The sequence below is a fragment of the Micromonospora sp. NPDC047644 genome (assembly GCF_040704315.1).
In the GTDB taxonomy this organism is placed as follows: domain Bacteria; phylum Actinomycetota; class Actinomycetes; order Mycobacteriales; family Micromonosporaceae; genus Micromonospora.
The window spans coordinates 336,919-353,762 of sequence record NZ_JBEYSY010000002.1 but is presented as its reverse complement, the minus strand read 5'-3'; the positions used below and the strand labels follow the sequence as shown (position 1 = coordinate 353,762).

At 72.2% G+C, this 16,844-nt stretch carries 14 protein-coding genes; 10 read left to right on the top strand and 4 right to left on the bottom strand.

Going from position 1 to position 16,844, the window contains the following annotated elements; all coding sequences use genetic code 11:
* The first annotated feature begins 21 nt into the window (after nucleotides 1-21).
* Genes AB0877_RS04815 through AB0877_RS04805 form a run of 3 tightly spaced genes read left to right on the top strand, consistent with a single transcriptional unit; the run spans nucleotide 22 to nucleotide 3,252 of the window.
* A complete protein-coding gene (locus AB0877_RS04815; RefSeq protein WP_366606694.1) occupies nucleotides 22-1,014 on the top strand; it encodes a sugar ABC transporter permease in 993 nt (330 codons plus the stop codon).
* The gene (locus AB0877_RS04810; RefSeq protein WP_366606692.1) at nucleotides 1,007-1,846 is read left to right on the top strand and encodes a carbohydrate ABC transporter permease; all 840 of its coding nucleotides are present in this window, start codon (nucleotides 1,007-1,009) and stop codon (nucleotides 1,844-1,846) included. The genes AB0877_RS04815 and AB0877_RS04810 overlap by 8 nt, the downstream gene beginning before the upstream one ends.
* 29 nt (nucleotides 1,847-1,875) lie before the next feature.
* Nucleotides 1,876-3,252 (top strand): GH1 family beta-glucosidase, encoded by a 1,377-nt coding sequence (locus AB0877_RS04805; protein ID WP_366606690.1) that lies wholly within the window; start codon nucleotides 1,876-1,878, stop codon nucleotides 3,250-3,252.
* A 60-nt stretch (nucleotides 3,253-3,312) separates the two neighbouring features.
* Here AB0877_RS04805 and AB0877_RS04800 read toward each other — a convergent pair whose 3' ends face one another.
* Nucleotides 3,313-3,876 carry a nucleotidyltransferase family protein gene (locus AB0877_RS04800; protein WP_366606688.1) on the bottom strand — a complete coding sequence of 188 codons (564 nt, stop codon included), beginning with the start codon at nucleotides 3,874-3,876 and terminating at the stop codon, nucleotides 3,313-3,315.
* A 126-nt stretch (nucleotides 3,877-4,002) separates the two neighbouring features.
* Here AB0877_RS04800 and AB0877_RS04795 point away from each other — a divergent pair, with 126 nt between their 5' ends.
* The 6 genes from AB0877_RS04795 to AB0877_RS04770 all read left to right on the top strand — a co-directional run bounded on the left by AB0877_RS04795 (nucleotide 4,003) and on the right by AB0877_RS04770 (nucleotide 9,248).
* Complete coding sequence (locus AB0877_RS04795) at nucleotides 4,003-4,500, top strand: 2Fe-2S iron-sulfur cluster-binding protein (RefSeq protein ID WP_366607099.1); 498 nt, start codon at nucleotides 4,003-4,005, stop codon at nucleotides 4,498-4,500.
* Entirely contained in the window at nucleotides 4,497-5,480 is a 984-nt protein-coding gene (locus AB0877_RS04790) for a xanthine dehydrogenase family protein subunit M (protein WP_366606686.1), read from the top strand. The genes AB0877_RS04795 and AB0877_RS04790 overlap by 4 nt, the downstream gene beginning before the upstream one ends.
* Entirely contained in the window at nucleotides 5,477-7,567 is a 2,091-nt protein-coding gene (locus AB0877_RS04785; protein WP_366606684.1) for a xanthine dehydrogenase family protein molybdopterin-binding subunit, read from the top strand. The genes AB0877_RS04790 and AB0877_RS04785 overlap by 4 nt, the downstream gene beginning before the upstream one ends.
* A 28-nt stretch (nucleotides 7,568-7,595) precedes the next feature.
* Nucleotides 7,596-7,961 (top strand): metalloregulator ArsR/SmtB family transcription factor, encoded by a 366-nt coding sequence (locus AB0877_RS04780; RefSeq protein WP_366606682.1) that lies wholly within the window; start codon nucleotides 7,596-7,598, stop codon nucleotides 7,959-7,961.
* Nucleotides 7,961-8,602, top strand: a complete 642-nt coding sequence (locus tag AB0877_RS04775) for an SRPBCC family protein (protein WP_366606680.1) — start codon at nucleotides 7,961-7,963, stop codon at nucleotides 8,600-8,602. Before AB0877_RS04780 ends, AB0877_RS04775 begins: the two co-directional genes overlap by 1 nt.
* A gap of 118 nt (nucleotides 8,603-8,720) precedes the next feature.
* Nucleotides 8,721-9,248, top strand: a complete 528-nt coding sequence (locus AB0877_RS04770) for an NUDIX domain-containing protein (RefSeq protein ID WP_366606678.1) — start codon at nucleotides 8,721-8,723, stop codon at nucleotides 9,246-9,248.
* Between the two features lie 33 nt (nucleotides 9,249-9,281).
* On the opposite strand, the gene AB0877_RS04765 is transcribed toward AB0877_RS04770, so the two are convergent.
* The 3 genes from AB0877_RS04765 to AB0877_RS04755 form a co-directional block, all read right to left on the bottom strand.
* A complete protein-coding gene (locus AB0877_RS04765; protein WP_366607098.1) occupies nucleotides 9,282-11,228 on the bottom strand; it encodes an ABC transporter ATP-binding protein in 1,947 nt (648 codons plus the stop codon).
* Nucleotides 11,229-11,303: 75 nt separating this feature from the next.
* The gene (locus AB0877_RS04760) at nucleotides 11,304-12,749 is read right to left on the bottom strand and encodes an ATP-binding protein (RefSeq protein ID WP_366606676.1); all 1,446 of its coding nucleotides are present in this window, start codon (nucleotides 12,747-12,749) and stop codon (nucleotides 11,304-11,306) included.
* A gap of 29 nt (nucleotides 12,750-12,778) precedes the next feature.
* On the bottom strand, nucleotides 12,779-14,437 hold the full coding sequence (locus tag AB0877_RS04755; protein ID WP_366606674.1) for an FAD-dependent oxidoreductase: 1,659 nt from the start codon (nucleotides 14,435-14,437) through the stop codon (nucleotides 12,779-12,781).
* 151 nt (nucleotides 14,438-14,588) lie between these two features.
* Here AB0877_RS04755 and AB0877_RS04750 point away from each other — a divergent pair, with 151 nt between their 5' ends.
* A complete protein-coding gene (locus AB0877_RS04750; protein WP_366606672.1) occupies nucleotides 14,589-16,826 on the top strand; it encodes a hypothetical protein in 2,238 nt (745 codons plus the stop codon).
* Nucleotides 16,827-16,844: the final 18 nt, after the last annotated feature.

Below are 16,844 nucleotides of genomic sequence, written 5' to 3'. Positions count from 1 at the left end.
ACCGCCTCCGAGAGGACCCTGATGGCAACCAGCACCACCGCGCCGGACGCCGACCGGCGCGAATCCCGGGCCGGGTCACCGACGCGGAAGCCGGCCCGCCGGCCCCGCGGCCCCCGCCGCTCACTTCTGCCGTACCTGCTGCTCGGCCCGGCCATCGTGCTGGAACTCGCCATCCACGTGATCCCCATGGTCGTCGGGGTCTGGATGAGCCTGCTGGAGCTGACCCAGTTCCACATCCGCGACTGGTCCACCGCACCCTTCGTCGGGTTGGAGAACTACCGGGCGACGCTCGACCTGAACAGCGCCGCCGGCAAGGAACTGCTGCACTCGTTCTGGATCACCCTGGCCTACAGCGTGCTCTCGGTCGGGTTCGCCTGGCTGCTCGGCATCTCGGCCGCGGTCGTGCTGCAACGGCCGTTCCGGGGGCGGGCGATCCTGCGGGCGCTGTTCCTCACCCCGTACGCGCTTCCGGTCTACGCCGCCGTGATCACCTGGAGCTTCCTGCTGCAGCGTGACACGGGCCTGGTCAACCACGTGCTCGTGGACCAGCTCGGGCTGCTCGACGATCGGCCGTTCTGGCTGATCGGCGACAACAGTTTCTGGTCGCTGCTGGTGGTGTCGGTCTGGCGCAACTGGCCGTTCGCCTTCCTCTGCCTGATGGCCGGGTTGCAGAACGTGCCCGGCGAGATGTACGAGGCCGCCGCGATCGACGGCGCCGGGTTCTGGCGTCGACTGCGCTCGGTCACGCTGCCGATGCTGCGGCCGGTCAACCTGGTGTTGTTGCTCGTGCTGTTCCTGTGGACGTTCAACGACTTCAACACCCCGTTCGTCCTCTTCGGCGGCTCCGCGCCGGAGCAGGCCGACCTGATCTCCATCCACATCTACCGCAGCTCCTTCAAGACCTGGGACTTCGGCTCCGGTTCGGCGATGTCCGTGGCGCTGCTGCTGTTCCTGATGGTCGTCTCGGCCGCGTACCTGCTGATCACCAACCGCCGGAGGAGCGACCATGCGTGAGACCGCCGGCGAGCGCTGGGGTCGGCGCATCGTGCTGACCTTCCTCACCCTCTTCGTGCTCGTTCCGCTCTACGTCATGGTCACCTCGGCGGCGAAGCCGTTGCAGGACGTGCAGAACGGCTTCACCTGGTGGCCCAGCCGGCCCACCCTGCAACCGTTCGTCGACATGTGGAGCACCGTCCCGCTGGCCCGGTACCTGGTGAACAGCCTCGTGGTGTCGAGCATCGCGGCGGTCTGCTCGGTGGCCGTGGCGATCTTCGCCGCGTTCGCGGTCAGCCGCTACCGGTTCCGCGGCCGGAGCCTCTTCTCGGTGACGGTGCTGTCCACGCAGATGTTCCCCGGCATCCTGTTCCTGCTGCCGCTGTTCCTCATCTACGTCAACCTGGGCAACGCCACCGGCATCGAGCTGTACGCCAGTCGCACCGGCCTGGTCATCACGTACCTGACCTTCTCGCTGCCGTTCTCGATCTGGATGCTGGTCGGCTACTTCGACTCGATCCCCCGGGGTCTGGACGAGGCGGCGCAGGTCGACGGCGCCGGTCCGCTGCGCACCCTGTTCCAGGTCATCCTGCCGGCCGCCGTGCCCGGCGTCGTCGCGGTCACCGTGTACGCGTTCATGACCGCGTGGGGTGAGGTGCTCTTCGCGTCGGTGATGACCGACGAGGGCAGCCGCACCCTCGCCGTCGGCCTGCAGGGCTACTCCACCCAGTTCAACGTCTACTGGAACCAGATCATGGCCGCCTCGCTGGTGGTCAGCATCCCGGTCGTCGTCGGGTTCCTGGCCCTGCAGCGCTACTTCGTCGCCGGTCTCACCGCCGGCGCGGTCAAGTGAGTCATCCAACCCCAGAGGAGAACCATCCCGTGCCCGACCTGTCCAAGCTGCCACCCGACTTCCTCTGGGGTGTCGCCACGGCGGCGTACCAGATCGAGGGGGCCGTCGACGTCGACGGCCGGGCGCCGTCCATCTGGGACACCTTCTCGGCGACCCCCGGCAAGGTCGACAACGGCGACACCGGCGCGGTGGCGTGCGACCACTACCACCGGTGGCCGGAGGACGTGGCGCTGCTGCGCCGGCTCGGCGTGGACGCGTACCGTTTCTCGGTGGCCTGGCCCCGGGTCATGCCCGACGGCGTCGGGCGGGTCAACGCCGCCGGGCTGGACTTCTACGACCGGCTCGTCGACACGCTGCTGGCCGACGGGATCCGACCGTTCGTCACGCTCTACCACTGGGATCTGCCGCAGGTTCTGCAGGACGCCGGTGGTTGGCCGCAGCGGGCCACCGCCGAGGCGTTCGCCGACTACGCGGCGGTGGTCGCCGGCCGCCTCGGCGACCGCGTCGCCGACTGGTGCACCGTGAACGAGCCGCTCTGCGTGTGCTGGATCGGGCACCTGGAGGGCAACATGGCCCCCGGCGAGCGCGACCTCACCCGCGCGGTGCACGCCTCGCACCACGTGCTGCTCGGGCACGGCCTGGCCACCCAGGCGATCCGCGCCAACGCCGCCCGGCCGGCCTCGGTGGGCCTGGTCGTCAACCTCAGTCCGATCGAGGCGGCGACCGACCGACCCGAGGACGTCGCGGCGGCCCGCCGGGCCGACGGGCACGTCAACCGGTGGTGGCTGGACCCGGTCCACGGGCGCGGCTACCCCGCCGACATGATCGCCACCTACGGGGTCGAGCCGCCGGTACGCGGCGACGACCTGGCGGTGATCGCCACGCCGACGGACTTCCTCGGGGTGAACTACTACTTCCGCCAGTTGGTGGTCGACGACCCGACCGGTCCGGCGCCGTTCGCGAAGCAGGTGCCGGTGCCCGGCTCGGTGGAGACCGCGATGGGCTGGGAGATGTACCCGGCGGGTCTGGAGCGGCTGCTCGTCGACGTGCACGAGGAGTACCGGCCGGGCCGGATCATCGTCACCGAGAGCGGCTCGGCGTGGCCGGACGAGGTCACCCCGGACGGCACCGTGGAGGACAAGGAACGCACCGACCACCTGGAGCAGCACCTGGCCGCGTGCGCGTCGGCGGTGGCCCGAGGGGTTCCCCTGGACGGCTACTTCGTCTGGTCACTGCTGGACAACTTCGAGTGGGCGTACGGCTATGACAAGCGCTTCGGGTTGGTGCACGTCGACTACGCCACCCAGCGCCGGACGGTGAAGGCCAGCGGTCTGCGCTACGCCGAGGTGATCCGCGCGCACCAGCGGCTCGCCCGCACCACCGGCACCGCGACGCCGGTGGCCTGAACGGGGGCGGTGCGGTCGGCTGCCCGGGGGCTTCGACGCCGGGCAGTCGACCGCGCCGATTCAGATCCGCCGCAGGTCGGCGGGGGTGTCCACGTCCGCCGGGGAGCCGGCGTCGTCACAGGGCACCTCGGCCACCAGGTCCGGCCGGTCGCGCAGCAGGTCGCGCGCCCCCCGGTCGCCGACGGCGTACCCGCTCAGCAGCGGCCAGGTCTCCCGGCCCAGCAGGATCGGGTGCCCGGGTCGGCCGGCGTAGGTGGCGACAGCGACGAGGGCGCCGCCGTCGTGCGCCGCGCGCACCCGGCGCACCGCGACCGGGCTGAGCAGCGGCTGGTCGACGAGGATCACGACGGCGGCCGGCACGTCGACCGGCAGCGAGGCCAGACCTCGCAACAGCGACGAGCCCAGCCCGTCCGCCCAGCGATCGTGCCGGACCGGCACCGCGCCGGGCAGGTCGGGCACCTGATCGGCGCCCGCGCCGAGCACCACGTGCACGGGTGCGCAGCCGCCCTCGCCGAGCAGCCGGATCCCGCGCCGCACCAGCGGCTCGCCGTCCAGCTCGACCAGCGCCTTCGGCCGGCCGTAGCGCCGCCCGGCGCCGGCGGCCAGCAGCAGACCAGCGGTCACCGTCGTCACCTCCCGTACGAAGGTCTTTGCGTTATTCGCCCCGACATATACCGACAAAGCTAGTCTGGGCCGGTGCAGGACGGACCGGAGAACGCGACGACGATCGACGAGCGCCACTCGTCCCGGGTGACGGTCGAGGTCAACGGCGCGTCCCGCGAGGTGACGGTGGACAACCGCACCACACTGCTCGACACGCTGCGCGAGCACCTCGACCTGACCGGGGCGAAGAAGGGCTGCGACCACGGCCAGTGCGGCTCGTGCACGGTGCTGCTCGACGGCCGGCGGGTGAAGAGCTGCCTGGTCTTCGCGGTGACCGTGGACGGCCGGTCGGTGGTGACCGTCGAAGGGCTGGCCGGGCCGGACGAGCTGTCCCCGTTGCAGGCCGCCTTCGTCGCGCACGACGCCTTCCAGTGCGGCTACTGCACTCCCGGGCAGCTCTGCTCCGCGCGGGGGATGCTCGACGAGGTCTCCCGGGGTTGGCCCAGCGCGGTCACCGGCGACCTGAACACGCCCCCCGAGCTGACCGACGCGGAGATCCGCGAGCGGATGGCCGGCAACCTGTGCCGGTGCGCCGCGTACCCGCACATCGTGGCGGCCGTACGCGAGACGGCGGCGTCGTCGTGAAGGCGTTCCGCTATCACCGGCCCGCCGACGTGGCCGAGGCGGTCGCCGTGCTGGCGGCCGAGCCGCAGGCCGCCTACCTGGGCGGCGGAACCAACCTGGTGGACCTCATGAAGCTCGGGGTGCAGCGCCCCGACGTGCTGGTGGACGTGACCCGGCTTCCCCTCGACACCGTCGAGGAGCTGCCCGGCGGCGGCCTGCGGATCGGCGCGACGGTCCGCAACAGCGACCTCGCGGCCCACCCGGTGGTACGCCGCGACTACCCCTTGCTGGCCCGCGCCCTGCTCGCCGCCGCCTCCGGACAGCTGCGCAACATGGCCACCACCGGCGGCAACCTGTTGCAGCGCACCCGCTGCGTCTACTTCCAGGACACCGGCAAGGCGTGCAACAAACGGGACCCGGGCAGCGGGTGCGCGGCTCTGCACGGCCAGAACCGCGACCTGGCGGTGCTGGACTGGTCGGAGCAGTGCGTGGCCACCCATCCGTCCGACCTGGCCGTCGCGTTGACCGCCCTCGACACGGTGGTGGAGGTGCACGAGGCCGACGGCCCCCGTGACATCCCGATCGCCGACTTCTACCGCTCCCCCGGCACCCAGCCGGAACGGGAGACCACAGTGGCCCGGGGCACGCTGATCACCGCCGTGCGGCTGCCACCACTGCCGGCCGCGCGCCGCTCGACGTACCTCAAGGTGCGCGACCGGGCCTCGTTCGCCTTCGCCGCCGGCTCGGTGGCCGCGGTGCTCGACCTCGACGGGGACGTGGTCCGCGACGTGCGGCTGGCGTACGGGGCGGTGGCGCACCGGCCGTGGCGGGCGTACCGGGCCGAGGAGGAGCTGCGTGGACGTCCGTTCAGCCCCGAGTTGGCGGCGCGGGCCGCCGACGCGGAGCTGGCCGAGGCGCGCCCGCTCCGGCACAACGGCTTCAAGCTGCCACTGACCCGGGCCATCACCGTGCGGGCGCTCACCGAACTGGCGTCGTCGTGAGCACCGGCGCGGTCGGCCGGGCGTACCCCCGGCTGGAGGGCCCGGCGAAGGTCACCGGCACGGCCCGCTACGCGGTGGAGTACCCGGTGGACGGGGTCACCTACGGCTGGGCGGTGCCGTCGACAGTGGTGCGGGGCCGGATCACCCGGATCGACACGACGCAGGCGTTGGCCTCGCCCGGCGTGCTGGCGGTGGTGCACCACGGCAACGCGCCCCGGATGGCGCCCGGTCCACAGCCGGAGCTGCGGCTGTTGCAGGAGCCGACTGTGCACTACCGGGGGCAGTACGTCGCCGTGGTGGTGGCCACCAGTCTGGAGGCGGCCCGCGAGGGCGCCCGACTGGTCCGCATCGACTACGACACCGGCCCGCACAGCACCGTGCTCACCGACGACCATCCCGGCCTCTACAAGCCGGACCAGGTGAACCCCAGCTATCCGACCGACACCGCCGAGGGCGACTTCGACGCCGGGTATGCGGCCGCCCCGGTGCGGGTGGACGTCACCTACCGCACGCCGGCGTACCACAACAACCCGATGGAACCGCACGCCACCATCGCGCAGTGGCACGACGGGCGGCTCCTGGTCCACGACTCCACCCAGGGCGCCACGCCGGTACAAGCCACCCTCGCCGAGCTGTTCGAGCTGCCGCCGGAGTCGATCCGCGTCGTCGCCGAGCACGTCGGCGGCGGCTTCGGCAGCAAGGGGTACGCCAAGGCGTCGGTGGTGCTGGCCGCCCTCGCCGCCCGGCACGTCGACCGCCCGGTCAAGCTGGCGCTGACCCGCCAGCAGCTGTTCGGGCCGCTCGGCTACCGCACCCCCACCATCCAGCGGGTCCGCCTCGCCGCCGACACCGACGGCCGGCTCACCGCCATCTGCCACGACGCGATCAGCCAGACCTCCACCATCAGGGAGTTCGCCGAGCAGACCGCCGTCTACACCCGCAGCATGTACGCCGCGCCGCACCGCCGCACCACGCACCGGCTGGCCCGCCTCGACGTGCCCACTCCGTTCTGGATGCGCGCCCCGGGCGAGTGCCCCGGCGCGTACGCCCTGGAGTCCGCCGTGGACGAGCTGGCCATCGCCGTCGGCATCGACCCGGTGGAGCTGCGTATCCGCAACGACACCTCGGTCGACCCCGACCAGGGACGCCCGTTCACCAGCCGCAACATGGTGGGCTGCCTGCGCGAGGGCGCGGAGCGGTTCGGTTGGGCCGGCCGTGACCCGTCGCCCCGGTCCCGACGCGAGGGACGGTGGCTGATCGGGACGGGGGTGGCCGGATCGAGCTACCCGGCGCGGGCCCGGCCTTCCTCGGCGACGATCACCGCTCGGCCCGACGGGAGCTTCCTGGTCCAGATCAACGCCACCGACATCGGCACCGGCGCCCGGACGGCGATCTGGCAGGTGGCCGCCGACGCCCTCGCAGTGCCGCCGGAACGGGTGGAGATCCGCATCGGGGACACCGCGCTGCCGACGGCACCGCTGGCCGGCGGCTCGATGGGGACCGCCAGCTGGAGCTGGGCGGTGATTCGCGCGGCGCAGGCGCTGCGCGAGAAGCTGCGCGACGGCGGGCCGCCAACCGACGAGGTGACCGCCGAGGCGGACACCACCGAGGAGGTGGGTGAGCAGCCCGCGCTGCCCCGGTACGCCTACGGGGCGCAGTTCGTCGAGGTGCGGGTCGACGCGGACACCGGCGAGGTACGGCTGAACCGGATGCTCGGGGTGTTCGCGGCGGGGCGGGTGGTGAACCCGACGACGGCCCGCAGTCAGCTCATCGGCGGCATGACGATGGGGCTGTCGATGGCGCTGCACGAGGAGGGCCTGCTCGACGAGCGCTACGGCGACTGGGTCAACCACGACCTGGCCACCTACCACATCACCGGCTGCGCGGACGTCGAGTCGATCGAGGCGTACTGGCTCGACGAGCACGACGACGAGCTGAACCCGGCCGGGGTGAAGGGCATCGGCGAGATCGGCATCGTCGGCGCCGCCGCGGCGGTCGCCAACGCGGTGCACCACGCGACCGGCGTACGGATCCGGGAGCTGCCGATCCGGCTGGACAAGCTCATCGGAGTATCACGACTGGCTTAAATAAGCCGTCAGTGATACAACTGTCGTCGTGCACGCCTTCGACGTGCTGGGCGATCCGGTCCGGCGCCGCATCCTGGAACTGCTCGCCGCCGGCGAGCAGACCGCCGGCGCGGTCAGCACGGTCATCCGCGAGGAGTTCGGCATCTCCCAGCCCGCCGTGTCCCAGCACCTCAAGGTGTTGCGCGACAACGGCTTCGCCACCGTGCGGCCGGAAGGCACCCGGCGGCTCTACGCGGTCGACCCCCGCCCACTGCGCGAGGTCGACGGCTGGCTGGAGCACTTCCGCCGGTTCTGGACCCCACCTTTGGCGGCACTCGCCACCGAGCTGGCCCGGGGCCGACGCGAGCGTCGGCTGCGTGGCCCCGCCAACCCACCCGACGAGAGGAACACCTGATGTTCGACGCCACCGAGCAGATCAACGCCGTCCAGCGCAAGGTCGGCAGCCGCACCCTGGAAGCCGGTGAGGCGCGGGTCACCACGATCAGCCAGACCTACCAGGCGACGGCCGAGGATCTGTGGGACGCCTGCACCAGCGCCGAGCGCATCCCGCGCTGGTTCCTGCCGATCTCCGGCGACCTGCGGCTGGGCGGCACGTACCAGCTCCAGGGCAACGCCCACGGCACCGTCGAGAGCTGCGAGCCGCCGCACCGCTTCACCGCCACCTGGGAGATGGGCGGCGAGGTGAGCTGGATCGAGGTGCGGGTCACCCCGGTCGGCGACGAGCGGGCCCGCCTCGACCTGGACCACATCGCGCACGTCGACCAGGACCGGTGGGCCCAGTTCGGGCCGGGCGCGGTCGGCGTCGGCTGGGACCTCGGGCTGCTCGGCCTCGCCTCACACCTGGCCGGCGACGGCAGCGGGATCACCCCGGAACAGGGCGCCGAATGGACCGCCTCCGCCGAAGGACGACGGGCCATGGAGCTGAGCAGTCACCTGTGGTGCGAAGCGAGCATCGCCGCCGGCACCGACGCCGACGAGGCGAAGGCCGCCGCCGAACGCACCACCGCCTTCTACACGGGCGACCCGGCCGCCTGAGCGTGTGACGAGGCGGCGGGCCGAGCGCGGGGAGGCGGCGGCGCGGGCGAACTGAGCCTGCGACGAGGCGGCGGCGCGACAGCCGGAGCGAGCGGGGATCGGAGTAACGTGCTGCGGCATGACCGGCACGCCGTACTCGCACTGCTCCTACTGCGGCGCCGCCTACCCGCCGGCCGTCGGATGGCCGCGAGTCTGCGCGGTCTGCGGCGAGACCGTCTGGCGCAACCCCCTGCCGGTGGCGGTCGCGGTGCTGCCGGTCCGCACCGCCGAGGGCCGGGGAGTGGTGGTGGTCCGCCGGGACATCGAACCCGCCCGCGGCCTGCTCGCGCTGCCCGGCGGCTTCGTCGAGTACGGCGAGGAGTGGTCCGACGCGCTCGTGCGGGAGCTTCGGGAGGAGACCGGCCTGATCGCGGCGGCCGGGGACGCCCGCCTGTTCGCGGTGCACGGCTCACCGACGGGCGGCACGATGATGGTCTTCGGAGTGCTGCCCGAGCGGGCGGCCGAGGACCTGCCGCCGTCGGCGCCGACCGAGGAGGCGACCGAGTGGCTGGTGCTCACCGACCCGGTCGAGCTGGCGTTCTCCACCCACACGCGGGTGCTGGCGGAGTTCCTTGCCGCCGCTATCCCACCTGACCCCAGCGCCTGACCCGGCCCGGCTCGGCAAGATCGCGCTCGGCAGTCAGCGAGCGTGGGCCTCGCCGGTGCCGGTCAGGTAACCGCTGGCCTGGAGCTCGAACAGCTCCCGGTAGAGCCCGCCGGCCACCATGAGCTCGTCGTGACTGCCCTGCTGGACAAGGCGGTCCCGCTCCAGCACGAAGATCCGGTCGGCGTGGCGGACATTGGCCAGTCGGTGGGTGATCAGCACGACGGCCCGGTCGGGGTGGCGGCGCAGGTGTTGGAACAGCGCGTGTTCGGCGCGGGCGTCCAGGGCCGCCGACGGTTCGTCACAGATCAGCAGGGCCGCGTCCCGGTAGAGGCCCCGGGCGGCGACCAGCCGCTGCCACTGCCCGCCGGACAACTCGTGGCCGTCCTTGAACTCCCTGTCCAGCAGGGTGTCGTAGCCGTGCGGCAGGCCGACGATCATGTCGTGCGCGGCGGCCGCGCTGGCCGCCTCCCGCACGGTGGGTCCGGGCCGGTCCGGGGCGCGGTCGTGCCGCCCGACGCGGATGTTCTGCCCAGCGGTGAACGGGAACTTCCACCACTCCTGGGTCATCACCCCCACCTGGGCGCCGAGAGCGCGCGGGTCCAGCTCGGCGGTGTCGACATCGTCCCAACGGATCGTGCCGCCGGTCGGCTGGTAGAGCCCCGCGATCAGCTTGGCCAAGGTCGTCTTGCCGGAGCCGTTCTCGCCGACCAGCGCGACCACCTCACCGCGCCGGATGGTGAGGCTGACCCGGTCCACCGCCGGCGCGTCGGTGTCGGGGTAGCGCAGGCTCACCTCGTCCACCTCGATCACGTCGACACCGTCGGCCACCCGGTCACCGCCGGCGGGCACCCGGCCCCGCGCGCGGGCCAGGAAATCGCGATAGTCCTGGTAGTAGAGGGCGTCCTCGTACAGGGAGTTCGTGGCGACGACCGCGACGCCCAGGCTGGTCCGCGCCGACTGCAGGGCGAGCAGGGCCGTCGCCGCGGCGGCGAGGGCGACCATCCCGGTCAGCAGCAGGCCGCCGAGCACCGCGTACACGCCGAAGGTGGCCAGCCCCGCCACCGTGGCACCGGCCACCCGGGTGCCGGTCTGCGAGCGGACCAGCCGCAACTGGGCACGGGTCTCGACGGCCATCACGCCGCGGTACTCGGCCAGCAGGAAGTCGCGCATCTGGTAGGCGCGCACCTCGGCGGCGGTGTGCCGGTTGGCCATCAGGTGGGCGAGCATCCACATCCGCCGCCGGCGGGTGATCCGCGCCAGCATCGCCAGATACTCCCGGCGGGCCATCCGCACCGCCGTGATCGCCTGGGGCACCGCCGCCAGCAACAGGCAGGGCAGCAGCAGTGGCTGGATGACGGTCACCGCCACGGCGGTGGCGAGCATGCCGACCACACCGGTGACCAGGTTGACCGTGTGGTCCACGATCCACGCCGCCTCGCCCATCCCCCGGTCGCGGGCGCGGTCCATCTCCTCGGCGAAGCCAGCGTCGTCGAACGCGGCCAGGTCCACCGCCGTGGTGGCCTCGAACAGGCGTAACTCCACCTGGTAGTTGATCTGGGGGGTCAGCCGGGCCTGGGCCCAACCGGCCGCGATGGTCAGGCCGCCGCGCGCCGACACCGCCGCCGCGGCCACGATCAGCGCCGGCAGGGCCGAGCGGACCCGGTCCGGGGTGGGGCCGGCGGCGAACAACTCGCGCAGCACGCTCGTCGTGGCGAGCAGGCCGAACGTGGTCATCACCCCGGCGGCGATGTTCAGACCGATGGAGGCGACGGTGTCGCGCTGGTTCGTGGACCAGGCCAGGCCGACGGCTTCCCGGACCAGTCGAGGCAGTCGGCGGGCCACCGCCCAGAAGCTGGTGTGTGCGAACTCCTGCGCGTGGTGCAGCCAGTCCCGATCCTCCAGCTCCGGCAGCACCGAGCTGTCGCCGGGCGGCTCGGTCGGCTGGTCGTCGTCCTCAGCAGCGGTGCGCTGGCGGGCCATCGACTCCACGGACCCTCCTCCGGGCGGGGATCACGAACGCCGCCCGAGACTACTGCCCGCGACCACCTGCTGTCTCTAGGTAGTCGGCGCGTCGCGGGGCTCGTCCGTGATCGGCAGCAGGACCCGGAAGGTGGTGCGGCCCGGCTCGGTCTCCACCCGGATGTCGCCGTGGTGTTTGTGCACCACGATCCGGTACGAGATGTCCAGCCCCAGACCGGTGCCCGCGCCGACCGGCTTGGTGGTGAAGAACGGCTCGAAGATGCGCGGACGCACCTCCGGCGGGATGCCCGGCCCGGTGTCGGTGATCTCCACCGCCAACAGCTCACCGATCCGTCCCGTGCGGACGGTCAGTACACCCTTCTCCCCCATCGCGCCCAACGCGTTGTCGATCAGGTTGGTCCACACCTGATTCAGCTCGGCCGCGTACGCCGGGACCGGTGGGAGACTCCGGTCGTACTCGCGGACCAGTTTGACCTCGGCGGGAATCTTGCCCTTGAACATCACCAGCGTCGCGTCGAGCAGGTCGTGCACGTCCACCACCCGGTGCGGCGCGCGGTCCAGCTGCGAATACTGCTTGGCGGCGTCCACCAGCCCGGAAATCCGGGTGACAGCGTCGCCGATCTCGCGCATCAGCAGCTCGGTGTCGACGGTGTAGGTGAGCCAGCGCACCGCCGCCTCCAGGTCCGCGGCACCGACCGCGGCCTTCACCCGCGCCAGCCAGGCCGCGTCGAGCCCACCGCCGACCAGGATCGGCGCCAGGTCCCAGGCCCCGCCGACGCCATGATCCTCCAACCAGTCGGTGAGGGTGTCCTCGGCGTCGGCCGTGGCCATCGGGGTCAACTTCGGCGCGGTGGCCACCCGGGCGACCGCCTCCTCCTGCAACGCGACCAGGCCGTGCAGGGCACTCCCGTCGAGCCGCCCGTCGGCGATCATGGCGAGCTTGTGCCGCATCCCGGCCACCCGGTCCCGCAGCACCGACGTGGCCCGCACCGCCGCCGCGGCCGGGTTGTTCAGCTCGTGGGTCAGCCCCGCCGAGAGCGAACCGAGAGCCAGCAACCGCTCCCGCTCACCGACGATCGCCTGGCTGTCCCGCATCCCGAAGAACAGCCCCTCCAACAGGTGCATGGGCATCGGAAACCAGGACCGCAGGGCGTACGCGAAGTCCTCCGCCGGCAACACGAAGAACTCCGCGTCGGTCACCGCCCGCAGGCTGTTGCGGTAGATCTGCTCGACCTGGTCACCCAGGTACGCCTGAGTGGCCCCGCCGTACACCCCACGCTGCTCGGTCCGGCTGACCTCGACATCGTCGCCGCGCACCAGGCGACTCAACGCCACCGCGCCGCGCACCAGCACGAAGAAGCAGGTCGCCGGCTCACCTTCGCCGTACACGAGGGTGCCACCGGCACGCTGCTCGACCCGGCCGTGCTCGGCCAGCCAGTCGAGTTGCCCGTCGTCGAGCGCCTCGAACAGGAACAGGGTGCGCAACTGCGCCGGTGTCAGCCGGTCCGACTCGGTCGTCACTGGAACTCCCCTCGCTCGCGGAAGCCCACTCATTGGGCTTCCAGGTAGCGGTGCACCAGCGACACCGCCATCGCGCCCTCGCCGACGGCCGAGGCGACCCGCTTGACCGACTCGGCCCGCACGTCCCCGGCGGCGAACACGCCCGGCACACTGGTCTCCAGGTGGTACGGGTCGCGCGACAACGACCAACCGGCCGGCCGCCGCCCCCCGGCCAGCAGATCCGGACCGGTCACGATGAAACCACGGTCGTCGCGGACCAGCACCCCGTCCAGCCAGTCGGTGCGGGGCTCCGCGCCGATGAAGATGAACAGCCAGGAGGTGTCGACCGAGCGGGCCTCCCCGGTACGGGTGTCGCACAGGGTGAGCCGTTCCAGGTGGTCCTCCCCCGCCCCGCCGACCACCGCGGTGTGCGGGTGCACGGTGATCCGGTCGATCCGTTCCAGCTGGTCGATCAGGTAACGCGACATCGACGCGGTCAGGTCCGCGCCACGGATGAGCAGGTGCACCCTCGACGCGTACCGGGAGAAGTGGACCGCCGCCTGGCCGGCGGAGTTGGCCCCGCCGACGATGTAGACGTCCTGCTCGACGCAGCTCGGCGCCTCCGTGGCGGCGGCGCCGTAGAACACCCCCCGCCCGGTGAAGTCGGCCAACCCAGGGGCGTCGAGCACCCGGTACGACACGCCGGTGGCCAGCACCACGGTGTGCGCCGCGATCTCGCTGCCGTCACCGAAGCGCAGCAGCCGGGCACCGCCGGCCTCGCTGAGACCGACCACCTCCCGCGCGCTGAGCAGCTCCGCGCCGAACTTGACCGCCTGCCGTCGGGCCCGATCGGTCAACTGCGCGCCGGAGACACCGTCCGGGAAGCCCAGGTAGTTCTCGATGCGGCTGCTCTGCCCGGCCTGACCGCCGGTAGCCCGTCGCTCCACGAGCACGGTGCGCAGCCCTTCCGACGCGCCGTACACCGCCGAACCGAGACCGGCGGGGCCGCCGCCGATCACCACCAGGTCGTAGAAGTCACACGCCGGCACCACCGTCAACCCGGCCAGCGCGGCCAACTCGGCCTCGCTCGGGGCGACAAGCGCCTTGCCCTCCGGCGTCACCACCAGCGGCACGTCCTCCTCGGTGGCCCCGGCCGCGTCGAGCAACCGGACCCCCTCCGGGTCGTCGGACAACAGCCACCGGTACGGCACCAGGTTGCGGGCCAGGAAGTCGCGGACCTTGAACGACGGCGCCGACCAGCGGTGCCCGACGACCCGGATCTCCGCGCTGGCCGCGTCCGGGGTGACCGCCCACGCCTCCAGCAGCCCATCGACCACCGGGTACAGCTTCTCCTCCGGCGGATGCCAGGGTTTGAGCAGGTAGTGGTCCAGGTCGACCACGTTGATGGCCTCGATCGCGGCGTCGGTGTCCGCGTACGCGGTGAGCAGCACCCGGCGGGCCGCCGGGAAGATGTCCATGGCCGCTTCCAGGAACTCGACACCGGTCATCTCCGGCATCCGGTGGTCGGCCAGCAGCAGCGCCACCTGCTCGCCGCGCAGTTTGACCTCGCGGAGCGCGTCGAGCGCCTCCGGCCCGGAGGACGCCCGCAACACCCGGTAGCGGTCGCCGTAGCGGCGCCGGATGTCCCGGGCCACCGCCCGGGACACCACGGGGTCGTCGTCGACGGTCAGGATCACCGGGTTCGCCATGGCGCCATGAAACCACCTGTCGATGGTCGACCGCACCATCGCCGACGCCCGGCCCACGGTTGACCGCCCCGCAGGCGGGTAAGCCGCGACGCCGCGCGGGTGGCCGGACATCGACGACCCGCCCGGTTGCCGCGCACACCTCGGGGGGCCCATGGCCGACGCGACACCGACCGGACCGCCGACGTCGGGCGGGATCGTGGAGCTGCGGGTGCACGGTGTCTCCGGCGCGGGCGCGGACCAGGTGTTGGACCGGCCGTACGTGTACCAGGTAGCCGGCGACCGCAGCGGAGGTTTCTACCGACCACGACCCGGATATCCGGACTCGACCGGTACGGACGGGGTGACGCTGGAGGCGTACCGCTGGGGTGACCTGCCCTCCGGCACCGCCGTGCGGACCCTGTCGCTGGTCTTCCTGCTGCCGTTCATGCTCTGCAACGTGGCCCTGTGGATGCGGCCGGCGAACACCGTCTCGACGCGCGGCTTCATGGGTCTGTGCCGGGTGCTCGCCCTCACCCTCACCATGCTCTACGTGCTCTCCATCGTCGGGGTGGCGCTGGACCTGATCGCGTGGCGCTGCATGGGCACCCCGTCGTGCATGGCCGGTCGGACCTGGCTGTCCTGGCTCGGCGGGCACCCGACCGGGCTGCGCCTGGGTGTCCTGGCGCTCGTGCCGGTCGCCGCCATCGGGCTCGTCTGGTGGTTGGGCGCTCGCCCGGGCCATTCCTTCGACGCGTTCCGGACGCCGTCGACGACAACCTCGAAACACCGGTTGAGCGCCGTCGGCCAGTGGGACGGCGAGCCGCTCGTGGGTCGGTTGCGCTCGGTCCACGTCGCGGTGGCGTTCGGCACGCTCAGCGGCAGCCTGCTGACGGCGCGAGCCAGCCAGCACTCCTCCTGGGTGATGGTGATCCTGCTGATCGCCACCGGGGCGGTACTGCTGAGCTGCCTGGTCCTGGTCACGGTGGTACAGAGCATCGACCGCACCGACCCGTCGGCCCGGGTGGACGGGGTCTTCCGCGGACTGCGCACCATCGCCTGCGGCCTGACGATGCTGGTGATCGTGCACATCGTCATCAGCCCGGCACCGTGGCCGCAGGGCGGCGTGCTGCCCGGCTACAGCGCGATCGTGGCCTGGCTGTTCGTCAGCCAGACCGTGCTGGTGGTCGCGCTCGCCGTGCTGGTGATCTGGCGGCGGGGTGGCGGGCAGCGCCGGTCACCCATCCGCGCGTTGGGAGCGCCGGTCTTCATGACGATCTCGGCCGGGCTCGCCGTGGCGTTCTCGGCCGAGCTGGTCTACCGGGTGGCGGACCTGCTCGACCGCAACGGGACGACCGCGGACGGCCTGGAGACCAGCCCTCCCCTGGCGTACAAATGGGCGATCTTCGGGTTTTTCCTGGCCGTGGTGACCGCACTGCTGGTGGCCGGCCTGGTCACCAGGATGACCCGGCGCGGGCGGCGGCGGGCCGCGCGGGCGATCGTGGCCGCCGACTTCCCGGACGCGCCGCCGCACGCCGCGGACCGGCTGCGGCGGGTCGAGCAGGCGGTGGCCCGCGCCCGCTTCACCGAACGACTGGAACCGCTCTCGGTGGTGTACGCCGGCCTGGCGGCGCTCGGCCTGGCCACCAGCGTGCTCGGCCTGCTCCAACTCCTACCCGGGGACGTGGCGCAGCGCTACGTCGGAGTGCCGGAAGGCATGGTCAACTTCCTGATCGGATCGGGTAGCTACGTGATCGCCGCGATCCTGCTCGGCCTGGTGGTGGGCGGCATCTTCGCGTACCGGACACCGCAGTTCCGTCGGTACGTGGGGGTGCTCTGGGATCTGGGCACCTTCTGGCCCCGGGCGGCACACCCGTTCGCGCCGCCCTGCTACGCCGAGCGGGCCGTGCCGGAGTTGGCCAAGCGGATCACCTACCTGGTGGAACAGGGGCAGGGTGTGCTGCTGGCCGGGCACAGCCACGGCTCGGTGCTGCTCGCCGCCGCGGTTCTGCAACTGCCGACCCGGATCACCGATCGGGTCGCCCTGCTGACCTACGGCTCACCGCTGGGCCGGCTCTACTCCCGGCTCTTCCCCGCGTACGCCGACGACCCGGCGCTGCGGGAGATCGGCGAACGGGTCGGCTGGCGCTGGATCAACCTGTGGCGCGACACCGACCCGATCGGCGGTTGGATCTTCGCCTCCCACCGCCCCGGGGAGGCCGAGACGCTGACCGGTCCGCCGGCAACGGTGGACCGGCGGTTGACCGACCCGCAGGACGTGGTGCCGGCCCCGAGCGACAGCGTTCCCCCGCCGATCCTCGGGCACTGGCCGTGCGAGTCGCAGGAGGCGTTCGGGGACGCGGTACGGGACCTCACCTCGCGACTACGCCCCGCGCGCCCGACACGTGACTGAGCCGGCCGGATATCGTCG

What these genes read in the sequence shown, in the direction of transcription:
- AB0877_RS04815 (WP_366606694.1), top strand. Translation starts at nt 22, where the DNA reads ATGGCAACCAGCACCACCGCGCCGGACGCCGACCGGCGCGAATCCCGG.
- AB0877_RS04810 (WP_366606692.1), top strand. Translation starts at nt 1,007, where the DNA reads ATGCGTGAGACCGCCGGCGAGCGCTGGGGTCGGCGCATCGTGCTGACC.
- AB0877_RS04775 (WP_366606680.1), top strand. Translation starts at nt 7,961, where the DNA reads ATGTTCGACGCCACCGAGCAGATCAACGCCGTCCAGCGCAAGGTCGGC.
- AB0877_RS04770 (WP_366606678.1), top strand. Translation starts at nt 8,721, where the DNA reads ATGACCGGCACGCCGTACTCGCACTGCTCCTACTGCGGCGCCGCCTAC.
- AB0877_RS04765 (WP_366607098.1), bottom strand. Translation starts at nt 11,228, where the DNA reads ATGGCCCGCCAGCGCACCGCTGCTGAGGACGACGACCAGCCGACCGAG.
- AB0877_RS04755 (WP_366606674.1), bottom strand. Translation starts at nt 14,437, where the DNA reads ATGGCGAACCCGGTGATCCTGACCGTCGACGACGACCCCGTGGTGTCC.
- AB0877_RS04750 (WP_366606672.1), top strand. Translation starts at nt 14,589, where the DNA reads ATGGCCGACGCGACACCGACCGGACCGCCGACGTCGGGCGGGATCGTG.